The sequence below is a fragment of the Streptomyces sp. A18 genome (assembly GCF_059026065.1).
Genome location: NZ_JBWLKL010000002.1, coordinates 379053 through 398731, shown reverse-complemented (window position 1 = coordinate 398731; position 19679 = coordinate 379053). Strand labels below are relative to the sequence as shown.

Below are 19679 nucleotides of genomic sequence, written 5' to 3'. Positions count from 1 at the left end.
TGCCCCATGGCTGTCGTCGGTGACCTGCGCGTACTGCTGCGGCTGCGGGACTTCCGGCGTCTGCTCGCCGTGCGGCTGATCTCCCAGGGCGCGGACGGCGTCTACCAGGTGGCCCTCGCGACGTACGTCGTCTTCTCGCCGGAGAAGCAAGCATCGCCGGGAGCCATCGCCTCCGCGATGGCGGTGCTGCTCCTGCCGTACTCGCTGGTCGGGCCCTTCGCCGGCGTACTCCTCGACCGCTGGCCGCGCCGTCAGGTCTTTCTATACGGCAGTCTGCTGCGGACCGCTCTTGCCTCGGTGACCGCGGTGCTGATGCTGAGCGGCGTGCCCGACTGGCTCTTCTTCGCCTCCGCGCTCTGTGTCACGGCCGTCAACCGTTTCGTCCTCGCCGGGCTCTCGGCGGCGCTGCCGCGCGTGGTCGACGCCGAGCGGCTGGTGATGGCCAACTCCCTGTCGCCGACGGCAGGAACGCTGGCCGCCACCGTGGGCGGCGGGCTCGCGTTCGTCGTACGCCTGGTGGGCTCCGACTCGGACGCGGCCGTGGTCCTGCTCGGGGCGGCCCTGTATCTCTGTGCGGCGCTCGCCTCACTGCGGATGGCCCGTGAACTCCTCGGCCCCGACCCGGAGCTGATGCGGCCCCGGCTCGGCGCGGCACTGTCCGGTACGGCACGGGACCTGGTGGCCGGGGTGCGGCATCTGTCGCAGCGGCGCCCGGCCGCCCTCGTCCTGCTCGCGATGACGCTCATGCGCTTCTGCTACGGAGCCCTGACCGTCATGGTGTTGATGCTCTGCCGGTACGCCTGGTCGTCCTCGGAGTCCGACGGGCTGGCCCTGCTCGGGCTCGCTGTGGGTGTCTCGGGCGCGGGCTTCTTCGCGGCGGCCGTGGTGACGCCCTGGGCGGTGAACCAACTGACGGCCGCCGGGTGGATCGCCGTCTGCGCGGGGGCGGCGGCAGTCCTGGAACCGGCGCTCGCTCTCCCTTTCGCGCCCGCCCCACTGCTGATCGCCGCGTTCCTGCTGGGCCTGACGACCCAGGGCGCGAAGATCGCCACGGACACGGTGGTGCAGTCGACGGTGGACGACAGCTTCCGCGGCCGGATCTTCTCGGTCTACGACGTCCTGTTCAACGTCTCTTTCGTCGCCGCGGCAGGAGTAGCCGCCCTGATACTGCCGCCTGACGGGCGCTCGGCTCCGCTGGTGGTCACGGTGGCCGTTATCTACGCAGCAATTTCTGCCGCTATGGCCAAATTTGGCGCTCAGTAAGTGTCACATCAATGCCACAGAGCCCCTTCCGGCTTCAGAGATGTCACTGCGTCCCTATAACTTACGGACGTCGTATCCGCGCCATCGCGCTCGCGTTCTAGGGGGACCCCCAAATGACTACTCCGCCGCCCCAGGGCCAGAATCCGTACAACCAGGGCCAGAATCCCTACGGTCAGGGACAGCAGCCGCCCGCCAACCAGATGGTCCAGCCCGGCCAGCCCGGCGTTCCGCAGCAGCCCTACCCGCCGTACAACCAGGGGGCGCCGGTTCCGCCTCCGGCCGCTCCGAGTGGCGGTGGGCGTGCCAAGAAGCTGGCCCTGCGCATCGGTGCCGTCATCGTCGTCGGCATCGTCGTTTTCGTCGTGAAGGGGCAGCTGAACAAGAGCGACGCGGAAACAACTGCCGTCGGCGACTGCCTGCACAACAAGGGCACGCAGTCGCAGCCGGACCTGAAGAACACCGACTGCTCCTCGAGTGACGCCGAGTTCAAGGTCATCGAGAAGTTCGACGACACGAGCAGCGTCAGCAAGTGCGACGCGGTGAAGGGGACCGAGGTCTCCTACTACCAGACCGGCGCCGGTCACGACGTGGTGCTCTGCCTGAAGACCACCAAGTAGCGGCATACGCGAAGGGGCACTGTTTCACGTGAAACAGTGCCCCTTCGCATGCCCGGGTCGGCGCGACGCTTCATGTTTCACGTGAAACATCGCGCCGACCCTTGCCTCACTCCTGAGCGGCCCACCACTCCTTGAGCGCCGCGATCGCCGCGTCCCGCTCCATCGGCCCGTTCTCCAGCCGCAGCTCCAGCAGGAACTTGTAGGCCTGGCCGATCACCGGGCCCGGCCGTACGTCCAGGACCTGCATGATCTCGTTGCCGTCCAGGTCGGGACGGATCGAGTCCAGCTCCTCCTGCTCCTGAAGCCGCGCGATGCGCTCCTCCAGGCCGTCGTATGCACGGGACAGCGCATTGGCCTTGCGCTTGTTGCGCGTCGTGCAGTCGGACCGCGTCAGCTTGTGCAGCCGGCTGAGGAGGGGGCCCGCGTCGCGTACGTAGCGGCGTACGGCCGAGTCCGTCCACTCGCCCGTCCCGTAGCCGTGGAAGCGCAGGTGCAGCTCCACCAGGCGCGAGACGTCCTTCACGAGCTCGTTCGAGTACTTGAGCTCCGTCATCCGCTTCTTGGTCATCTTGGCGCCCACCACCTCGTGGTGGTGGAAGGAGACCCGGCCGTCGTCCTCGAAGCGCCGCGTCCGCGGCTTCCCGATGTCGTGCAGCAGTGCCGCGAGCCGCAGCGTCAGGTCCGGGCCGTCCTCCTCCAGCGCCATCGCCTGCTCAAGGACGATCAGCGAGTGGTCGTAGACGTCCTTGTGACGGTGGTGCTCGTCACTCTCCAGACGCAGCGCCGGAATCTCGGGCAGCACGCGGTCGGCGAGGCCCGTGTCGACAAGTAGAGCAAGTCCCTTCGCAGGGTTCGGCGAGAGGATCAGCTTGTTCAGTTCGTCACGGACGCGCTCCGCAGAGACGATGTCGATGCGCTCGGCCATCGCCTTCATGGCCGCGACAACCTCCGGAGCCACCTCGAAGTCCAGCTGCGCGGCGAACCGCGCGGCCCGCATCATCCGCAGCGGGTCATCCGAGAACGAGTCCTCCGGGGTGCCAGGAGTACGCAGGACGCGCTCTGCCAGGTCCTCGAGACCGCCGTGCGGGTCGACGAACTCCTTCTCGGGGAGAGCGACGGCCATCGCATTGACGGTGAAATCACGGCGTACGAGGTCTTCCTCGATGGAGTCGCCGTACGACACCTCGGGCTTGCGCGAGGTCCTGTCGTACGCCTCGGAGCGGTACGTCGTGACCTCGATCTGAAAGCTTTGATCAGCGTCTCCGACGCGGGCGTCCTTCTGGCTCCCGACGGTGCCGAAGGCGATCCCGACCTCCCACACCGAGTCCGCCCACGGCCTGACGATCTTCAGTACGTCCTCGGGGCGGGCGTCGGTCGTGAAGTCCAGGTCGTTGCCGAGCCTGCCAAGGAGCGCGTCTCTGACCGACCCGCCGACCAGGGCGAGGGAGAACCCGGCCTCCTGGAAACGGCGGGCAAGATCGTCCGCGACAGGGGACACACGCAGCAGTTCACTGACCGCGCGGCGCTGCACCTGGCTCAGTGCGCTGGGATTTTCTTCATTGGCGTTCGGCACAACAGAAAAGGGTACGTGCCCCGGACGCCCCGGGCCGCCCCGTTTTCGACGGGGCCGCCGTGACCGCGCGCCCCTCCCCGGCCAGGTCTTCCGATCATGTGGAGCAGTCCGCGGCACTTCGTCACAGCGCACCTCGTTACCATGCGTGGACGCACAACCGACGACCACTGACGACAACGAGGACGGGCAACGCGTGGCCGAGGCGGCAGACTTCCCGGGGACCAGTCCCTCACCTGCCCGCCGGTGGCTGCGGCGTACGGCAGCGTTGCTGGCTGCGGCCCCATTGCTGACCGGGATGCTGCAGCTGCCGACGGCGCAGACCGCGCACGCCGCGGCGCCGAGCGCCGAAGCGGGCGCGGCAGCGGACGCCACCGGTTCGAACACCGTCGACGTCTCGCTCAACAAACTCACACCCACCGCCCCGTCGGACGGGGACACGCTCACCGTCTCCGGCACCGTCACCAACGAGGGCAAGCAGGCCGTGACAGGAGCCGAGGTCGGGCTGCGCCTGGGACCGGTCCTGAACGGCCGCAGCCAGATCGATACCGCCGCCAAGCGCACCGGCTACCAGCCAGGGGCCGACGGCACGGAGGTCGGCGGCAAGTACGCGAAGAAGTTCTCCAAGCTCGCTCCCGGCATCCGCCAGGACTTCAGCATCTCCGTCCCGGTCAAGGCCCTGGATCTCGGCGCCGACGGCGTCTACCAGCTCGGTGTGTCGCTGACGGGCCGGACCGCCGCCCAGCCGTGGTCCCAGGTGCTCGGCTTCGAGCGGACCTTCCTGCCGTGGCAGCCGGACGCCGCAGACACGAAGACCAGGACGACGTACCTGTGGCCCCTCATCTCCACCTCGCACCTCACAGCGGAGACCGGGTCTGACGAGCAGCAGACGCCCGTCTTCACGGACGACGACCTGGCCAAGGAGCTCGCTCCGGGCGGTCGCCTGGAGCAGATGCTGTCCCTGGGCCGCCAGCTCGACGTCACCTGGGTCATAGATCCCGACCTGCTGGCCTCCGTCGACGCGATGACGCGGAACTACCGGGTGCAGACCGCCGACGGCAGGAGCACCACGGCGGGCAAGGGCCAGGCGGTCGCCAAGGAGTGGCTCAACAAGCTCGAGCAGACCGTGAAGGACGAGAAGGTCGTCGCGCTGCCCTTCGCCGACCCCGACCTGGCCTCGCTCGCCCACAACGGCAAGGCCGTCACCGGATCCCTGGGCCAGCTCAAGGACGCCACTGTGGCGGGAGCGATGGCCGTGGACTCCATCCTCCACGTCAAGCCGCAGTCGGACTTCGCGTGGCCCGTGGACGGCGCCCTCGATCCTTCGATCGTCGACGTCTCCACCTCCGCGGGCGCCCACTCGGTGATCGCCCGGAGCGACAGCCTGCGCGAGACCAGCGGGCTGCCGTACACGCCCAACGCCGCCCGGCCCATCGGCGGCGGCACGACGGCCGTGGTCGCCGACGCACGCCTCTCCACGGCCTTCCAGGGCGACATGACGGGGGCCGAGAACTCCACGCTCGCCGTGCAGCAGTTCCTCGCCCAGAGCCTGATGGTCACGCTGCAGGACCCGGACAATCAGCGCAGCATCGTCGTCGCCCCACAGCGCATGCCGACCGCCAGCCAGGCCCAGGCGATGGCGAAGGCGCTGACCGGCCTCTCCGACGACCGCTGGTCGGAACCGCAGGACCTGTCGGCGGCGGCGAAGGCGAAGCCGGACCCGGCGGCCACGACCCAGGTGCCTTCGGTCGGGTCGTACCCGGCGGCGCTGCGCAAGCAGGAGCTGCCGAAGTCGGCCTTCAAGTCGATCCAGAACACCCAGAACAAGCTCAACCGCTTCCAGACGATCCTCAGCGAGCCCGACCGCGTCATCACGCCCTTCGGGCGGGCCATAGACCGCGAGATGTCGACGTCCTGGCGGGGCAGGGGCGCCGAGGCGGCCACGTTCCGCCAAGGCGTGGAGAACTACCTCACCACGCTCATCGAACAGGTAGCGCTGATCAAGAAGTCCGACGCGAAGCTGTCGGGTCGCAGCGCGACGATCCCGGTGACGGTGCAGAACAACCTGGTCCAGGGCGTCGACCACATGGTTCTGCGCCTGACGTCGGAGAACCCCACTCGCCTCAAGATCGACGACAAGGCGTACTCGGAACGGCCGGTCAACGTCGCGGGCGGGCACGCCCAGTCGGTGAAGTTCACCACCACGGCCAACGCCAACGGCCCGGTCCCTGTCTACGCCCAGCTCTACACCGAGGACGGCCAGCCGTACGGCGAAGCGGTCCGCTTCGACGTGAACGTCACCGAGATCACCCTCACCGTGATGCTGGTCATCGCGGGCGGCGTGCTGCTCCTCGTGCTCGCCGGCTTCCGGATGTACACCCAGCGCAAGCGCGCCGCCCGGCGGCAGGCCGAGGAGGGCCCGGAGGACGGCCCCGACGGCGAGCCCGGCACAGAGTCGGGGGAGGACGACCCCGAGCAGCCGAGTGACCCGACACCGGACACCGCTCCGGAAAGCGCCGACCCGTCGGACACGGGTGAGAGAGTGGACCGTTGAGCGATGTCGTGGCCGGTGGGCCCGGGGACGATGAGGTGGGGTAATCCATGAACGCGCCGTACGACGGTGACCGTGGCCAGGGCGCGGGCGGTTCCGGTCCCCCTGAGGACGGGCAGGTGCCACCCCAGCCTGCCCCGGACCTGTACCTCCAGGACGCCTACGACCAGGACCCCTACCGGGCGCAGGACCTCGCAGCCCAGGATCCGGTGACCGAGGCGCTGTACGACCGCGCCTCGCACCCTCCGCCGCCGCCTGGCTACTACCAGGACCCTCAGCCGCTCTACGCCCAGCCGCCCTCCCCGCAGCACGCCCCTGACCCCCGCGTGTGGGCCCAGACCCCGGCTCCCGAACCCGAAGGTCCGACCCGACACCTCCCGTACGGCGACGACGCCCGTACGACGCAGTTCGTGGGCGTCGACGACCTGGTCACCCAGGCCGGCGAGGAGCGCCACGAGCCGGACGCCTTCGCCCACCTCTTCCGTGACCAGCAGCCGGGCGGCTACCGCGAGCAGCAGGCCGCCACCTATCAGCAGGGCGGCTACCCCCAGGAGGGTTACCCCCAGGGCAACGGCTATCCCCAGGGCAACGGCTACCAGCAGGGCGGCTATCAGCCCCCGGAGCCGCCCCCGATGGTCCCGGCCCCGGCAGCTCCGCCGACTCCCGCACCGGCCCCGAAGTCGGGCGGCGGCGGACGCGCGGCGAGCCTGCTGAAGTCGAGCGCGGTGATGGCCGCGGGCACGTTGGTCTCCCGGCTCACCGGTTTCATCCGCTCCGCGCTGATCGTCGCCGCGCTGGGCGTCGGCCTTCTGGGAGACACCTTCCAGGTGGCCTACCAGCTGCCGACGATGATCTACATCCTGACCGTCGGCGGTGGTCTGAACTCGGTCTTCGTGCCGCAGCTCGTCCGCGCCATGAAGGAGGACAGCGACGGCGGCCAGGCTTACGCCAACCGCCTGCTCACGGTCGTCATGGTGGTGCTCGGCGCACTCACAGTGGCGGCGATGTTCGCGGCACCACTCTTCGTCCGCCTGCTCTCCGTGCCGGTCGCGAACGATCCTGCGGCCAACGAGGTCGCGATCACCTTCGTCCGGTACTTCCTGCCGTCGATCTTCTTCATGGGCGTCCATGTGGTGATGGGGCAGATCCTGAACACCCGCGGCTCGTTCGGCCCGATGATGTGGACCCCGGTCCTCAACAACCTCGTCATCATCTTCACCCTCGGCACCTTCATCTGGGTGTACGGCACCGTCGACACCTCGAGCATGACCGCCGGAACGATGCCGCCGGAGGCTGAGCGCCTGCTCGGCATCGGCATCCTTCTCGGCATCGTCGTACAGGGCCTGGCGATGATCCCGTACCTGCGCGAGTCCGGGTTCAAGCTGCAGCTGCGCTTCGACTGGAAGGGCCACGGCCTCGGCAAGGCCGCGAAGCTCGCCAAGTGGACGGTGCTCTTCGTCCTCGCCAACCAGGCGGGCGCTCTGTTCGTCATCCAGCTGTCCACCGCGGCGGGCAAGGACTCCGGTGTCGACGGCACCGGCTTCGCCGCCTACGCCAACGCCCAGCTCATCTGGGGACTGCCGCAGGCCATCATCACCGTCTCGCTGATGGCCGCCCTGCTGCCCCGTCTGTCCCGCTCGGCTCACGACGGCGACACCGGCGCCGTCCGGGACGACATCTCCCAAGGACTGCGCAACACGGCGGTCGCCATCGTCCCGATCTCGTTCGGGTTCATCGCCCTCGGCATCCCGATGTGCACGCTGATCTTCGGCGGCTCCGGCTCCGACAGCGCCACGAACATGGGCTACATGCTGATGGCCTTCAGCCTCGGCCTGATTCCGTACTCCGTGCAGTACGTCGTCCTGCGTGCCTTCTATGCCTACGAGGACACCCGCACCCCGTTCTACAACACGGTCATCGTGGCCCTCGTGAACGCGGTGGCTGCCGTGCTCTGCTTCTACCTGCTGCCGACCCGCTGGGCGGTGGCCGGTATGGCCGCGTCCTACGGACTCGCCTACGCGATCGGCGTAGGCGTCGCCTGGCAGCGGCTGCGCAAGCGGCTGGGCGGCGATCTGGACGGCTCGCACGTACTGCGTACGTACGCCCGCCTCGGCATGGCATCAGTGCCCGCCGCGCTCCTCGGCGGCGCCGCCGCGTACGCGATCACCCAAGGGCTCGGCCAAGGCGTCCTCGGCTCGCTCGCCGCTCTGATCGGCGGCGGAATCGTCCTCGGAGGCGTCTTCTTCGTAGCCGCCCGAAAGATGCGGATTGCGGAGCTCAATTCCATGGTCGGGATGGTCCGCGGCCGTCTCGGACGGTGAGATCCGGCGGTTCGCACAACCATCACCGGCCACCGCGTGTCGTGCATAGCGCCGGACTGTGGGCACAATTGGCTTTGGCGTCTGACGAAGCGCAACGGATGGGGAGGCAGGAACGACGGTGGCGGAACGGAGCACGGCTGCCGTCGACGTGGCAGACAACAGCGGCGATGAGCCGCTGACCGCGAAGGCGGACGAGGCCACGGCCGACGGGGTGGCCCAGACCCGGGAGCGGGAAACGGCAGAAGAAGGCACAGCGGAGACCGGTGAGTCCACAAGCTCGGGGGCGGCATCACCCCCCGAGCTGCACAGCGGTCACAAGCTCGCCAGACGCTATCGACTCGAAGAGTGCGTCACCCGTCTGGACGGTTTCAGCAGCTGGCGTGCGGTGGACGAGAAACTCCGCCGAGCCGTCGGCGTGCATCTGCTGCCCGCCGACCATCCGCGGGCACGATCGGTGCTCGCCGCGGCCCGCTCGTCGGCGCTGCTCGGCGACCCCCGCTTCGTGCACGTCCTGGACGCGGTCGAGGAGAACGACCTCGTCTACGTGGTGCACGAGTGGCTGCCAGACGCCACGGAACTCACCGCGCTGCTCGCTGCGGGCCCTCTCGAGGCGCACGACGCGTACCAGCTCGTCGGTCAGGTCGCCCAGGCCATGGCGGCCGCCCACCGTGAGGGGCTCGCGCACCTGCGGCTGACCCCGAGCGCGGTGCTGCGGACGTCCTCCGGTCAGTACCGCATCCGCGGCCTCGCCGTGAACGCGGCGCTCCGTGGCATCAGCTCCGACACCCCACAGCGCACGGACACCGAAGCGATCGGCGCTCTGCTGTACGCCTCGCTGACCCAGCGCTGGCCGTACGAGGACGACGCGTACGGCCTCTCCGGGCTCCCCAAGGGCGTCGGCCTGATCGCCCCCGACCAGGTGCGCGCAGGCGTGCACAGGGGCCTCTCCGAGCTCGCCATGCGCGCGCTCGTGAACGAGGGTGCGACCGCCTCCCGCCAGGAGCCGCCGTGCACGACGCCGGAGGAGCTGGTCAAGGCGATCGGTGAGATGCCGCGCATCCGCCCGCCGGAGCCCGCGTTCACCGCACCCCCCGAGTACCAGCGCACGACCTACCAGCAGGGCACTTACGGCCGCACCGCGCCACGCCCCGGCGCCACTCAACCGATGCCGACCCCGCCACCCCCACTGCAGAGCCGTACCGGCAAGGCGCTCAAGTGGGCTGTGTCCGCACTGCTCATCGCGGCCCTGGGGCTCGGCAGCTGGCAGCTCGCGGACGCGTTGATGGACCGGGGGAACTCCGATGACCCCGGCAGCTCGGACACCTCCGACGAGGGCGACAAGAACCAGCCGAAGCCCCCGCAGCCGATCAAGATCGTGGACGGCAGCGAGTACGTTCTCAAGGGCGACGCCCAGGACCTTCAGGGCGTTCCCAACACGTACGACGGGGACGACTCGACGTACTGGCGGACCAACAGCTTCATAGGGGGCCCCAAGCTGGCCCCGTACAAGCCCGGCGTCGGTATCGTCTACGACCTCGGCAAGGAACAGGACGTGTCGGCCGCGTCGCTCGGGCTCCGCTACGGCGGCGACCACACGACGGTCGAGCTCTACGCCACGGACTCGATGTCCTCGTCGACGCCCCCGAGCGCGATGAAGAAGATCGGGACCGTCACGACCGACGGCCGAACCGCGAAGATCAAGGCGAAGAATCCGGTCAAGGCGAGGTACGTACTCGTCTGGCTCACCGACGTACCTCGGTCGCCGCGTGATGAGTACAGCGGTGCGGGGTACAAGCAGGCCATCACGGACGTGAAGTTCACGGGCTGAGGACCGAGGCTCACCGGGGGAGGGGGTTCGACGGTGGACAACACCACGCACGGCGAGATGAGCGACCAGGACCTCCTCGCCAGCCACGTGGCAGGGGACAAGGACGCCTTCGGCGAGCTCGTCCGGCGCCATCGCGATCGTCTGTGGGCCGTGGCCCTGCGCACGCTTGGCGAGCGCGAGGAAGCCGCTGACGCCGTTCAGGACGCCCTGGTGTCCGCGTACCGTGCCGCGCACACGTTCCGCGGGCAGTCGGCCGTCACGACGTGGCTGCACCGGATCACCGTGAACGCCTGCCTCGACCGGGCGCGCAAGGCGGCATCCCGGAAGACCTCCCCCATCGACGACACCGAACGGCTCGAGCAGCTCCTCGATCCGCACGAGTCGGCGGCGGCCCCCGTCGAGCGCGGCGATCTCCACCGCGAGGTCGTCGAGGCTCTGGGCACACTGCCGCACGACCAGCGCGCCGCCCTCGTCCTGGTGGACATGCAGGGCTATCCCGTGGCCGAGGCCGCCCGCGTGCTGGAAATCCCCACCGGCACCGTGAAGAGCCGCTGTGCACGCGGCAGAGCCAGATTGCAGCCGCTGCTCACCCACCTGCGCACGGAAGTGCGTACGCAGGGCGGAGACGGCGGCGAGGACAAGGACGGCAAGAAGTCGGGCCCGGGAAGGAACCGGACGCAGGGGACATCCGTCCCACCTGCAGCAGGGCCAAGGGATGCGGGACCAAGCGATTCAGCTGCTGTGAAGGGCGGAGGTGGGCGAGCGTGACAACCACGACCGACTCGGCCGGGCACCCAGAAGTCGCTGAGATCTCCGACCTCACGGAGGGACTACTCACTCCGTCCCGAAGCGTCGACGTGCGACGGCACTTGGACGACTGCACCCTCTGCGCCGATGTCTACGACTCCCTGGAAGAGATCCGCGGCCTGCTCGGCACACTGCCGGGACCCCCACGCATGCCCGCCGATATCGCCGGCCGCATCGACGCGGCGCTGGCGGCGGAAGCTCTGCTGGACTCCATCGCCCCCGATTCCGACGAGTCGGTCGATCCGGATGCGGCACTCAAGCCTGCGGCCGCCGCACATGTTTCACGTGAAACAACGCCCGTCGCCGCTGAACCCTCTGGGCCCTCCCTGCCGTCGGAGTCGTCTGCGCCTTCTCGCACCGCGGCCTCCAGCCCGCCCGCAGACCGGCCGGCAGGACACCCCCGCGCCGCCACGGGGCCTGGACGCGGAAGCCGTTTCCGCGGCGGTCGTCGGCGCAACGTAGTACTCGGCGCTGTCTTCACGGCGGCCGCCATCGGCCTCGGTTCCTTGCTGATGCAGAACCTGGACACCGACTCGGGCGGCGGGAACGACACGGCATCGGGCCACTCCGACTCGGCGAACGCCTTCTCCGAGGGCACGCTCAAGGGCCAGGTGACTGACCTCCTCCGTGAGAAGCCCACCACGGGGTCCGACTCCGGCAGTGGCGAGCCGTCCTTCGGCGTGCGATCCAGCCCCGAGAAGGACAAGAACACGCCGCTGCGCGAGGCCACGGTCACCGTCCCGCAATGCATTCAGCTCGGCATCGGCGACAGGACACCGCTCGCCGCCGAAGAAGGCACGTACAAGGGGAAGGACGCCTACCTCGTCGTAGCGTCCCATGACTCCGACAGCACGAAGGTCTCCGCGTACGTCATCGACGCCACGTGCGTGGACAAGGCGTCGTCGGCCACCGCTGCGGGCAAGGTACTGCTGACCAACTCCTACGCCCGGCCCTGACCCTCCCACCGCTGCGGCGGGAGGGTACGGCCCCGCGTGGCATCCTGACGTCCCTGACATGCTTCCGTGCGCTCGGACACGTCGGGAATGCATGCCCCGTAGGATCCGTTGGGTGGGGTGAGAGACCTGAGACAGGCACCCACCAGCAGTACGCAGCAGTCTCCAGAGACGAGGAATCAAGCCGTGACCGACGTCCGTAACGTGATCATCATCGGCTCCGGGCCCGCCGGCTACACGGCGGCGCTCTACACCGCGCGAGCGTCGCTGAAGCCCCTGGTGTTCGAGGGCGCCGTCACCGCAGGCGGTGCGCTGATGAACACCACCGAGGTGGAGAACTTCCCGGGCTTCCAGGACGGCGTCATGGGCCCCGAGCTCATGGACAACATGCGGGCCCAGGCCGAGCGCTTCGGCGCCGAGCTGGTGCCGGACGATGTGATCTCCGTCGACCTCAGCGGCGAGATCAAGACCGTCACGGACACGGCGGGCACCGTGCACCACGCGAAGACCGTGATCGTGACGACGGGCTCCCAGCACCGCAAGCTCGGCCTGCCGAACGAGGACGCGCTCTCCGGCCGTGGCGTCTCCTGGTGCGCGACCTGTGACGGGTTCTTCTTCAAGGACCAGGACATCGCCGTGATCGGCGGTGGCGACACCGCGATGGAGGAGGCCACCTTCCTCTCCCGCTTCGCCAAGTCCGTGACGATCGTGCACCGCCGCGACAGCCTGCGTGCCTCCAAGGCGATGCAGGAGCGCGCCTTCGCCGACCCGAAGATCAGCTTCATCTGGGACAGCGAGGTCGCCGAGATCAAGGGCGAGCAGAAGCTCTCCGGCCTGACGCTGCGCAACCTGAAGACGGGCGAGACCTCCGAGCTGCCCGTGACCGGCCTGTTCATCGCGATCGGCCACGACCCGCGCACAGAGCTCTTCAAGGGGCAGCTCACGTTGGACGACGAGGGCTACCTGAAGGTCGACGCCCCCTCTACCCGGACGAACGTGCCCGGTGTCTTCGCCGCCGGTGACGTCGTCGACCACACGTACCGCCAGGCGATCACGGCGGCCGGTACCGGCTGCTCCGCCGCCCTCGACTCCGAGCGGTTCCTCGCTGCCCTCGTGGACAGCGAGACGGCCGCAGCAGCCACCGTCTGACACTCCATCCTCCCCACCGAATTAAGGAGCCCGCCGTGGCCGGCACTCTGAAGAACGTGACTGATGCCTCCTTTGAGGAAGACGTCCTGAAGAACGACAAGCCCGTCCTGGTGGACTTCTGGGCCGCCTGGTGCGGCCCGTGCCGCCAGATCGCCCCGTCGCTCGAGGCGATCGCGGCCGAGCACGGCGACAAGATCGAGATCGTCAAGCTCAACATCGACGAGAACCCCGGCATCGCGGCCAAGTACGGCGTCATGTCCATCCCGACCCTGAACGTCTACCAGGGCGGCGAGGTGGCGAAGACGATCGTCGGCGCCAAGCCGAAGGCCGCGCTGGAGCGCGACCTCGCGGACTTCATCGCCGAGTAGTAGCGACCGACGCCGCAACAAGCGGCGCGTTGTTTCACGTGAAACACGAATGGGCCAACCCTTCTGGGTTGGCCCATTCGCATGACAGGGGTGCGTGACAGTAGTGGTGCGTGCCAGAGGTGCGTGACCGTGGTGAGTCAGAGCGGCCTCAGCACGGGCTCCTTCTGCACCGCCCCGAGCAGCCGGTCGAGCGCCAACTCGACGTCCTCCTTCCAGGAGAGCGTCGTACGCAGTTCAAGCCTCAGCCGCGGATACGAGGGGTGCGGGCGGACCGTCTTGAAGCCCACCGCCAGCAGATGGTCGGCGGGCAGCACACAAGCGGGCTTCTCCCATCGCGCATCGCCGAAAGCCTCGATCGCCTTGAACCCGCGGCGCAGCAGATCCTTCGCGACGGTCTGGACGATCACCCGGCCGATCCCCTGGCCCTGATAGCCCGGCATGATCCAGGCGGTCATCAGCTGCACGGCATCGGGGGACACGGGGCTCGTCGGAAATGCCGTGGCACGAGGGACGTACGCCGGCGGGGCGTACAGCACGAAGCCCACCGGAACATCGTCGACGTAGACGACTCGGCCGCAGGATCCCCACTCCAACAGGACGGCGGAGATCCACGCCTCCTTCTCCAGCTCCGGCGTACCGGCCTTTACCGCGGCCTGGCCGCTGACCGGGTCCAGCTCCCAGAAGACACACGTCCGGCAACGCTGGGGAAGGTCCGGGAGGTTGTCCAGCGTGAGCGGTACGAGCCGACGCCCCATGAAGGCTGTTCCTCACTTCCTTCGCCCGCCGCATCACGGGCGGCAGTCAGAGCGCTCCGTTCCTTCAGCAGGCTGCCGACGAATCCGCCGACGGCTCCCAGCCCAAGGCCCGCAGTCATCAGTCCGGTGCGGCTCACCGATCGCATGGCCCTCCCCTCCCCAATGAGGTGTTGCCAGCTGGATGCGCCATACCCAATCGCATCGTATCCACGATGCGATTGCACCGATACCGTGAGAAAGCAAAGAGCGGGCCGTGTTCCGGTACACACCGGACACGGCCCGCTCTCACGCGCTCTCAGCGACTGGCTGATGAAGCTCAGGCTTCTTCGCCTTCGGACGTGTCGTCCTCGGCGGAGTCCTCTGCGAGTCCGTTCTTCAGGACCGGCCCCTCGCCGGGGGCGAGCGTCGTGAGGATGCGCTCCAGGTCCTCCAGCGAGGCGAAGTCGACGACGATCTTGCCCTTCTTCTGCCCGAGATCCACCCTCACGCGGGTCTCGAACCGGTCGGAGAGACGCGTGGCGAGACTGGTCAGCGACGGCGACACGCGGCCGCCCGCACGCGGCCCCTTGGCCCGCGGGGCACTCTGCGGACGCGAACCCATGAGGGTCACGATCTCCTCGACGGCCCGCACCGAGAGCCCCTCGGCCACGATCCGGTGCGCCAGGCGATCCTGCTCCTCCGAGTCCTCGACGGACAGCAGAGCACGGGCGTGGCCCGCCGAGAGCACTCCGGCAGCGACCCTGCGCTGAACCGCCGGCGACAGCTTCAGCAGCCGCAGCGTGTTCGAGACCTGCGGGCGGGAACGGCCGATCCGGTCCGCCAGCTGGTCGTGCGTGCAGTTGAAGTCCTTGAGCAGCTGGTCGTAGGCGGCAGCCTCTTCCAGCGGATTCAGCTGAGCACGGTGCAAGTTCTCGAGGAGCGCGTCCAGGAGGAGCTTCTCGTCGTCCGTGGCGCGGACGATCGACGGGATGCGCTCGAGCCCTGCCTCACGGCAGGCCCGCCAGCGCCGCTCACCCATGATGAGCTCGTAGCGCGAGGGTCCTACCTGCCGTACGACGACAGGCTGGAGGAGCCCAACCTCCTTGATGGAGGTCACCAGCTCGGTGAGGGCGTCCTCGTCGAAGACCTCACGGGGCTGCCTCGGGTTGGGCGTGATGAAGTCGAGAGGCAGCTCGGCGAAGTGCGCGCCGACCGGGCTCTCCTCGGTCTCCGCCGCCGCGTTCGGCGGCGGCTCCGTTTCATGTGAAACGGGGCTCTGCGGGAGTGCCGCCACCTTCGCGGCCGCCACTCCTCGCTCAGCGGTGAGTACCGGTACCGAACCCGGCGAGGCCGTAGCTCCGCCCATGGCTTGGGCGGTCGACTTCTCCGTCGGGGCCGCAGGGATCAGGGCGCCGAGGCCACGACCCAGCCCTCTCCGTCGCTCGCTCACTGCATCCCCTCCGTCATGCTGTGCTGGTCATTCTGAGCGCCCATGTGGGCGTGCTGTACGTCGTAGCGAATGCCGACGCCGCGTAGCGCGATCTCCCGTGCCGCCTCGAAGTACGAGAGGGCACCGCTCGACCCAGGATCGTAGGTCAGCACGGTCTGCCCGTAGCTAGGCGCCTCGGAGATGCGGACCGAGCGGGGAATGCTTGTCCGCAGGACCTCCTCGCCGAAGTGGCTGCGCACCTCGTCCGCCACCTGTGACGCGAGCCGTGTCCGGCCGTCGTACATGGTGAGCAGGATCGTCGAGACGTGCAGGTGCGGGTTGAGGTGCCCGCGCACCAGGTCGACGTTGCGCAGGAGCTGACCGAGACCCTCCAGTGCGTAGTACTCGCACTGAATGGGGATCAGCACCTCCGCGCCGGCGACCAGGGCGTTGACCGTCAGCAGACCGAGCGACGGCGGGCAGTCGATGAGGATGTAGTCCAGCGGCTGCTCGTACGCCTGGATCGCCCGCTGAAGGCGGCTCTCCCGTGCCACCAGCGACACCAGCTCGATCTCCGCACCGGCGAGATCGATGGTGGCCGGGGCGCAGAAGAGTCCCTCGACATCGGGGACCGGCTGCACGACTTCCGAGAGCGGCTTACTCTCGACCAACACGTCGTAGATGGAAGGGACTTCGGCGTGGTGATCGATCCCCAGCGCCGTGGAAGCGTTGCCCTGCGGGTCGAGGTCGACGACCAGGACACGCGCGCCGTGCAGCGCGAGCGAAGCGGCGAGGTTGACGGTTGTCGTCGTCTTGCCCACTCCACCCTTCTGATTGGCAACCACCATGACTCGGGTCTGCTCGGGTCGCGGCAGGCCCTCGCCTGCACGGCCAAGGGCTTCCACCGCCAGTTGGGCAGCACGACCGATAGGGGTGTCGTCCATCGGGGGCGGTGTTTCACGTGAAACATCCTCCCCCGCCGACTCGGTACGGGGACCGGGGACCGGATCGGTCATCGGTCCCGCGATGTTGGCGTCGGACCGCAAGGATTCACTCTCCTCGACTTCAGGCTCGCAATGAACAGAGCCTCCCATGCTTTGAGGGTCATGAACCAGCGAGGCCCGGTCTTCTGTGGACGAATCCACCTCTGGGGACAACTCCGTTCCCTTATCGAGGGAACCGAGTGGCCGACGGTCGCGAGGTTCCGCAGCGCGGCCGCGACTGATGATGCCATGCAGCAGTGAGCGACGTTTCACGTGAAACACGATGCACGGCAGCCGGGGTGCCGCTTGCGCGACACCCCGGTATGCGTACGTTTGGCAGCTTTTGTGGAGTACGGCTGGTCGTCAGGACGGATGAACGACGAGAGTGGCGCCCCCTTCGCAGCGGCGCCGAGACAGCTTGGCAGCGGCGCCGAGACAGCTTGACTGAGACCCTCAGCGACGACGTCGAGTCCGCCCCGTCCGAGCAGCCTTCGCACGCTTGGCCGCGAAGCGCACACCGCCGGGACTCTCCCCGACCTCCACCCGCACGACCGTGGACAACGGGTCCACCACGCCCTCACCGACGTGCAGCACCGAGGTGTTCACCGCGCCGAGCTTGCCCAGAGCGGCCCCCGCGGCCTTGACCTCTTCCTCGGCCGTGTCGCCCTTGAGCAACAGCATCTCGCCGTAGGGACGCAGGAGCGGCACGCCCCAGGCCGCGAGGCGGTCCAGTGGCGCAACGGCCCGCGCGGTCACCACGTGGACGGGAGGCAGCTTCCCAAGGACCTCCTCGGCGCGCCCACGCACGACCGTCACGTGGTCGAGCCCGAGCAGCTCGACCACCTCGGTGAGGAACGTCGTCCGTCGCAGCAACGGCTCAAGCAGCGTGATCTTCAGGTCCGGCCGGACGAGAGCCAGCGGAATGCCGGGCAGACCCGCGCCCGAGCCGACATCGCACACCATCACGTTCTCGGGCACGACCTCGGAGAGGACCGCACAGTTCAGCAGGTGCCGCTCCCACAGCCGGGGTACTTCGCGGGGGCCGATCAAGCCGCGCCGCACGCCCGCGTCGGCCAGCAACTCCGCGTACCGGACCGCGTCCGAGAAGCGCTCGCCGAATACCGCCCGAGCCTGCTCGGGCGCCGAGGGGAGCTCCGCTTCCTCCGTCACGGGGACCGTCCTTCCGTACCGCACTGGGGTGGCTGACTATCAGGCTGACAAAGACCGGCCCCGCCTGCGGACAGACGGGGCCGGGAGAACGACGTGCGATCAGGCGGGAAGCACGACGACGAAGCGCTGCGGCTCCTCGCCCTCGGACTCGCTGCGCAGACCGGCGGCCTTGACCGCATCATGCACGACCTTGCGCTCGAAGGGCGTCATCGGCTTGAGGTTGACGGGCTCACCGGAGCTCTTCACCTCGGCCGCGGTCTTGGCGCCCAGTTCGGAGAGCTCCTCACGCTTCTTGGCGCGGTAGCCCGCGATGTCCAGCATCAGGCGGCTGCGGTCACCGGTCTCGCGGTGCACCGCGAGACGCGTCAGCTCCTGGAGCGCCTCCAGGACCTCACCGTCACGGCCGACCAGCTTCTGCAGATCGCGGCTGTTCGAGTCGCTGATGATCGAGACAGCGGCGCGGTCGGCCTCGACGTCCATGTCGATGTCGCCGTCGAGATCGGCGATGTCCAGCAGACCCTCGAGGTAGTCCGCCGCGATCTCGCCCTCCTGCTCAAGACGGGTGAGAGTGTCGCCTGCCTCGACCTCGGCCTCGGCGGGGGCGGTGATGCCTTCCGTCACGGGATGGACTCCTTCTACTTCTTGGACGGGTGCTTGGGCCGCTGCTGGCCCTTGCGCTGCCCCGACTTGGCTTGGCGTGCGTTACCTGACCCGGACTTGCCGCCCGCGGCCTTGCCCTTGGGAGCGGCGTCCTCAGGCTCGTCCTGAGTCTTCTCCAGTGACGTCTTCGCCTCCGAAGCCGTCTCCCCGCCGCTGCTGTCCGCCTTGCTGTGTGCGGCGGCGGACGCGCGCTGCGACTTGCTCTGGCGCTTGGGCTGCTGCCGCTTCGGGGCACCGCCGCCGGCGGCCGTAGCGCCGTCCTCGGTCTCCGCGACGACGGCCGACTCGCTCGGCGCGACGGACCCGTCGGCCTGGGCCGCCAGGCCCGCCTTGCTCAGACCGTTGATGAACTTGCGCTCGAACTCGTTGCGGTCACGCCCCTTGGCAACGATCGCCTTGATGACGTTCGTGTTGCCACGGCCCCGCACCTTCTTGGTGTGCGTGAGCTGCTTCTGCAGGCGCTCCAGGAACGCGGCCTGTGCCTTGGAGCCCGGAGTCGGGTTCCGACGGATCACGAACATCTGCTGGCCCATGGTCCACACGTTGGTGGTCAGCCAGTAGACGAGAACACCCACGGGGAAGTTGATGCCGAACACGGCGAACATGATCGGGAACACGTACATCAGCATCTTCTGCTGCTGCATGAACGGCGTCTTGACCGTCGTGTCCACGTTCTTCGTCATCAGCTGGCGCTGCGTGTAGAACTGCGAGAACGACATCAGGACGATCATGATCGCGGTCACGACGCGGACGTCGGTCAGCGAGGCGTGCAGCGCCGCGACCTTTTCCTCGCTGTCCATGAACTTCGCGGCCAGCGGGGCGCCGAAGATGTGCGCCTTCTGCGCGCTCTCGAGCAGCGGCTTGTCGATGACGCCGATGGTGTCGTTCGACGCGATGCCGGAGAGCACGTGGTACAGGGCGAAGAAGAACGGCGACTGCGCCAGGATGGGAAGGCACGAGGAGAGCGGGTTGGTACCCGACTCCTTGTACAGCTTCATCATCTCTTCGGACTGACGCTGCTTGTCGCTCTTGTAGCGCTCTTGGATCTTCTTCATCTCGGGCTGCAGCGTCTGCATCGCCCGGGTCGCCTTGATCTGCTTCACGAAGAGCGGGATCAGGCAGATACGGATCAGGACAACCAGGGACACGATGGACAAGCCCCAGGCCCAGCCCGTGTCGGGGCCGAAGATCGCCCCGTACAGCGAGTGGAACTGGACGATGACCCAGGAAACGGGTGTCGTGATGAAGCTGAACAGACTGGCAATCGTGTCCACTA

16 protein-coding genes are annotated in these 19679 nt (G+C 68.4%); 9 read left to right on the top strand and 7 right to left on the bottom strand.

Annotated features, from left to right (window positions below):
* Nucleotides 1-6: 6 nt before the first annotated feature.
* A complete protein-coding gene (locus tag AC5P1C_RS04590) occupies nucleotides 7-1263 on the top strand; it encodes an MFS transporter (RefSeq protein WP_493864345.1) in 1257 nt (418 codons plus the stop codon).
* A gap of 113 nt (nucleotides 1264-1376) precedes the next feature.
* Complete coding sequence (locus tag AC5P1C_RS04585; RefSeq protein WP_493864344.1) at nucleotides 1377-1880, top strand: LppU/SCO3897 family protein; 504 nt, start codon at nucleotides 1377-1379, stop codon at nucleotides 1878-1880.
* A gap of 106 nt (nucleotides 1881-1986) precedes the next feature.
* On the opposite strand, the gene AC5P1C_RS04580 is transcribed toward AC5P1C_RS04585, so the two are convergent.
* Nucleotides 1987-3453, bottom strand: coding sequence for a CCA tRNA nucleotidyltransferase (locus AC5P1C_RS04580; protein ID WP_493864343.1), 1467 nt, complete (start codon nucleotides 3451-3453; stop codon nucleotides 1987-1989).
* 193 nt (nucleotides 3454-3646) lie between these two features.
* Between AC5P1C_RS04580 and AC5P1C_RS04575 the strand changes: the two genes are divergently transcribed.
* From AC5P1C_RS04575 to trxA, 7 genes are all read left to right on the top strand, one after another.
* The gene (locus tag AC5P1C_RS04575; protein WP_493864524.1) at nucleotides 3647-6004 is read left to right on the top strand and encodes a DUF6049 family protein; all 2358 of its coding nucleotides are present in this window, start codon (nucleotides 3647-3649) and stop codon (nucleotides 6002-6004) included.
* Between the two features lie 47 nt (nucleotides 6005-6051).
* The gene (gene murJ / locus AC5P1C_RS04570; protein ID WP_493864342.1) at nucleotides 6052-8322 is read left to right on the top strand and encodes a murein biosynthesis integral membrane protein MurJ; all 2271 of its coding nucleotides are present in this window, start codon (nucleotides 6052-6054) and stop codon (nucleotides 8320-8322) included.
* Between the two features lie 118 nt (nucleotides 8323-8440).
* Entirely contained in the window at nucleotides 8441-10150 is a 1710-nt protein-coding gene (locus AC5P1C_RS04565; RefSeq protein ID WP_493864341.1) for a protein kinase family protein, read from the top strand.
* Nucleotides 10151-10183: 33 nt separating this feature from the next.
* Nucleotides 10184-10918 (top strand): RNA polymerase sigma factor SigM, encoded by a 735-nt coding sequence (gene sigM, locus AC5P1C_RS04560; RefSeq protein ID WP_493864340.1) that lies wholly within the window; start codon nucleotides 10184-10186, stop codon nucleotides 10916-10918.
* Nucleotides 10915-11913, top strand: a complete 999-nt coding sequence (locus AC5P1C_RS04555; protein ID WP_493864339.1) for an RsmA family anti-sigma factor — start codon at nucleotides 10915-10917, stop codon at nucleotides 11911-11913. The genes sigM and AC5P1C_RS04555 overlap by 4 nt, the downstream gene beginning before the upstream one ends.
* 183 nt (nucleotides 11914-12096) lie before the next feature.
* Nucleotides 12097-13059 carry a thioredoxin-disulfide reductase gene (gene trxB / locus AC5P1C_RS04550; protein ID WP_493864338.1) on the top strand — a complete coding sequence of 321 codons (963 nt, stop codon included), beginning with the start codon at nucleotides 12097-12099 and terminating at the stop codon, nucleotides 13057-13059.
* 35 nt (nucleotides 13060-13094) lie between these two features.
* Nucleotides 13095-13427: a thioredoxin gene (trxA, locus tag AC5P1C_RS04545; RefSeq protein WP_135332065.1), complete on the top strand. Its 333-nt coding sequence runs from the start codon at nucleotides 13095-13097 to the stop codon at nucleotides 13425-13427.
* Nucleotides 13428-13564: 137 nt separating this feature from the next.
* Here the strand turns inward: trxA and AC5P1C_RS04540 are convergent, their stop codons facing one another.
* The 6 genes from AC5P1C_RS04540 to yidC all read right to left on the bottom strand — a co-directional run bounded on the left by AC5P1C_RS04540 (nucleotide 13565) and on the right by yidC (nucleotide 19677).
* Nucleotides 13565-14182 (bottom strand): GNAT family N-acetyltransferase, encoded by a 618-nt coding sequence (locus AC5P1C_RS04540; protein ID WP_160506106.1) that lies wholly within the window; start codon nucleotides 14180-14182, stop codon nucleotides 13565-13567.
* Between the two features lie 316 nt (nucleotides 14183-14498).
* Complete coding sequence (locus AC5P1C_RS04535; protein WP_493864337.1) at nucleotides 14499-15611, bottom strand: ParB/RepB/Spo0J family partition protein; 1113 nt, start codon at nucleotides 15609-15611, stop codon at nucleotides 14499-14501.
* Entirely contained in the window at nucleotides 15608-16684 is a 1077-nt protein-coding gene (locus AC5P1C_RS04530) for a ParA family protein (RefSeq protein WP_493864523.1), read from the bottom strand. Before AC5P1C_RS04530 ends, AC5P1C_RS04535 begins: the two co-directional genes overlap by 4 nt.
* 342 nt (nucleotides 16685-17026) lie before the next feature.
* Nucleotides 17027-17743, bottom strand: coding sequence for a 16S rRNA (guanine(527)-N(7))-methyltransferase RsmG (gene rsmG / locus AC5P1C_RS04525; protein WP_493864336.1), 717 nt, complete (start codon nucleotides 17741-17743; stop codon nucleotides 17027-17029).
* A 99-nt stretch (nucleotides 17744-17842) separates the two neighbouring features.
* Nucleotides 17843-18364 carry a Jag family protein gene (locus AC5P1C_RS04520; RefSeq protein ID WP_493864335.1) on the bottom strand — a complete coding sequence of 174 codons (522 nt, stop codon included), beginning with the start codon at nucleotides 18362-18364 and terminating at the stop codon, nucleotides 17843-17845.
* A 14-nt stretch (nucleotides 18365-18378) separates the two neighbouring features.
* Nucleotides 18379-19677, bottom strand: a complete 1299-nt coding sequence (gene yidC / locus AC5P1C_RS04515) for a membrane protein insertase YidC (RefSeq protein ID WP_493864334.1) — start codon at nucleotides 19675-19677, stop codon at nucleotides 18379-18381.
* Nucleotides 19678-19679 lie beyond the last annotated feature (2 nt).

Excerpts from the sequence above, each read along its gene's own strand:
- AC5P1C_RS04585 (WP_493864344.1), top strand. The coding sequence starts at position 1,377 with ATGACTACTCCGCCGCCCCAGGGCCAGAATCCGTACAACCAGGGCCAG.
- AC5P1C_RS04540 (WP_160506106.1), bottom strand. The coding sequence starts at position 14,182 with ATGGGGCGTCGGCTCGTACCGCTCACGCTGGACAACCTCCCGGACCTT.
- AC5P1C_RS04530 (WP_493864523.1), bottom strand. The coding sequence starts at position 16,684 with ATGGGAGGCTCTGTTCATTGCGAGCCTGAAGTCGAGGAGAGTGAATCC.
- AC5P1C_RS04590 (WP_493864345.1), top strand. The coding sequence starts at position 7 with ATGGCTGTCGTCGGTGACCTGCGCGTACTGCTGCGGCTGCGGGACTTC.
- murJ (WP_493864342.1), top strand. The coding sequence starts at position 6,052 with ATGAACGCGCCGTACGACGGTGACCGTGGCCAGGGCGCGGGCGGTTCC.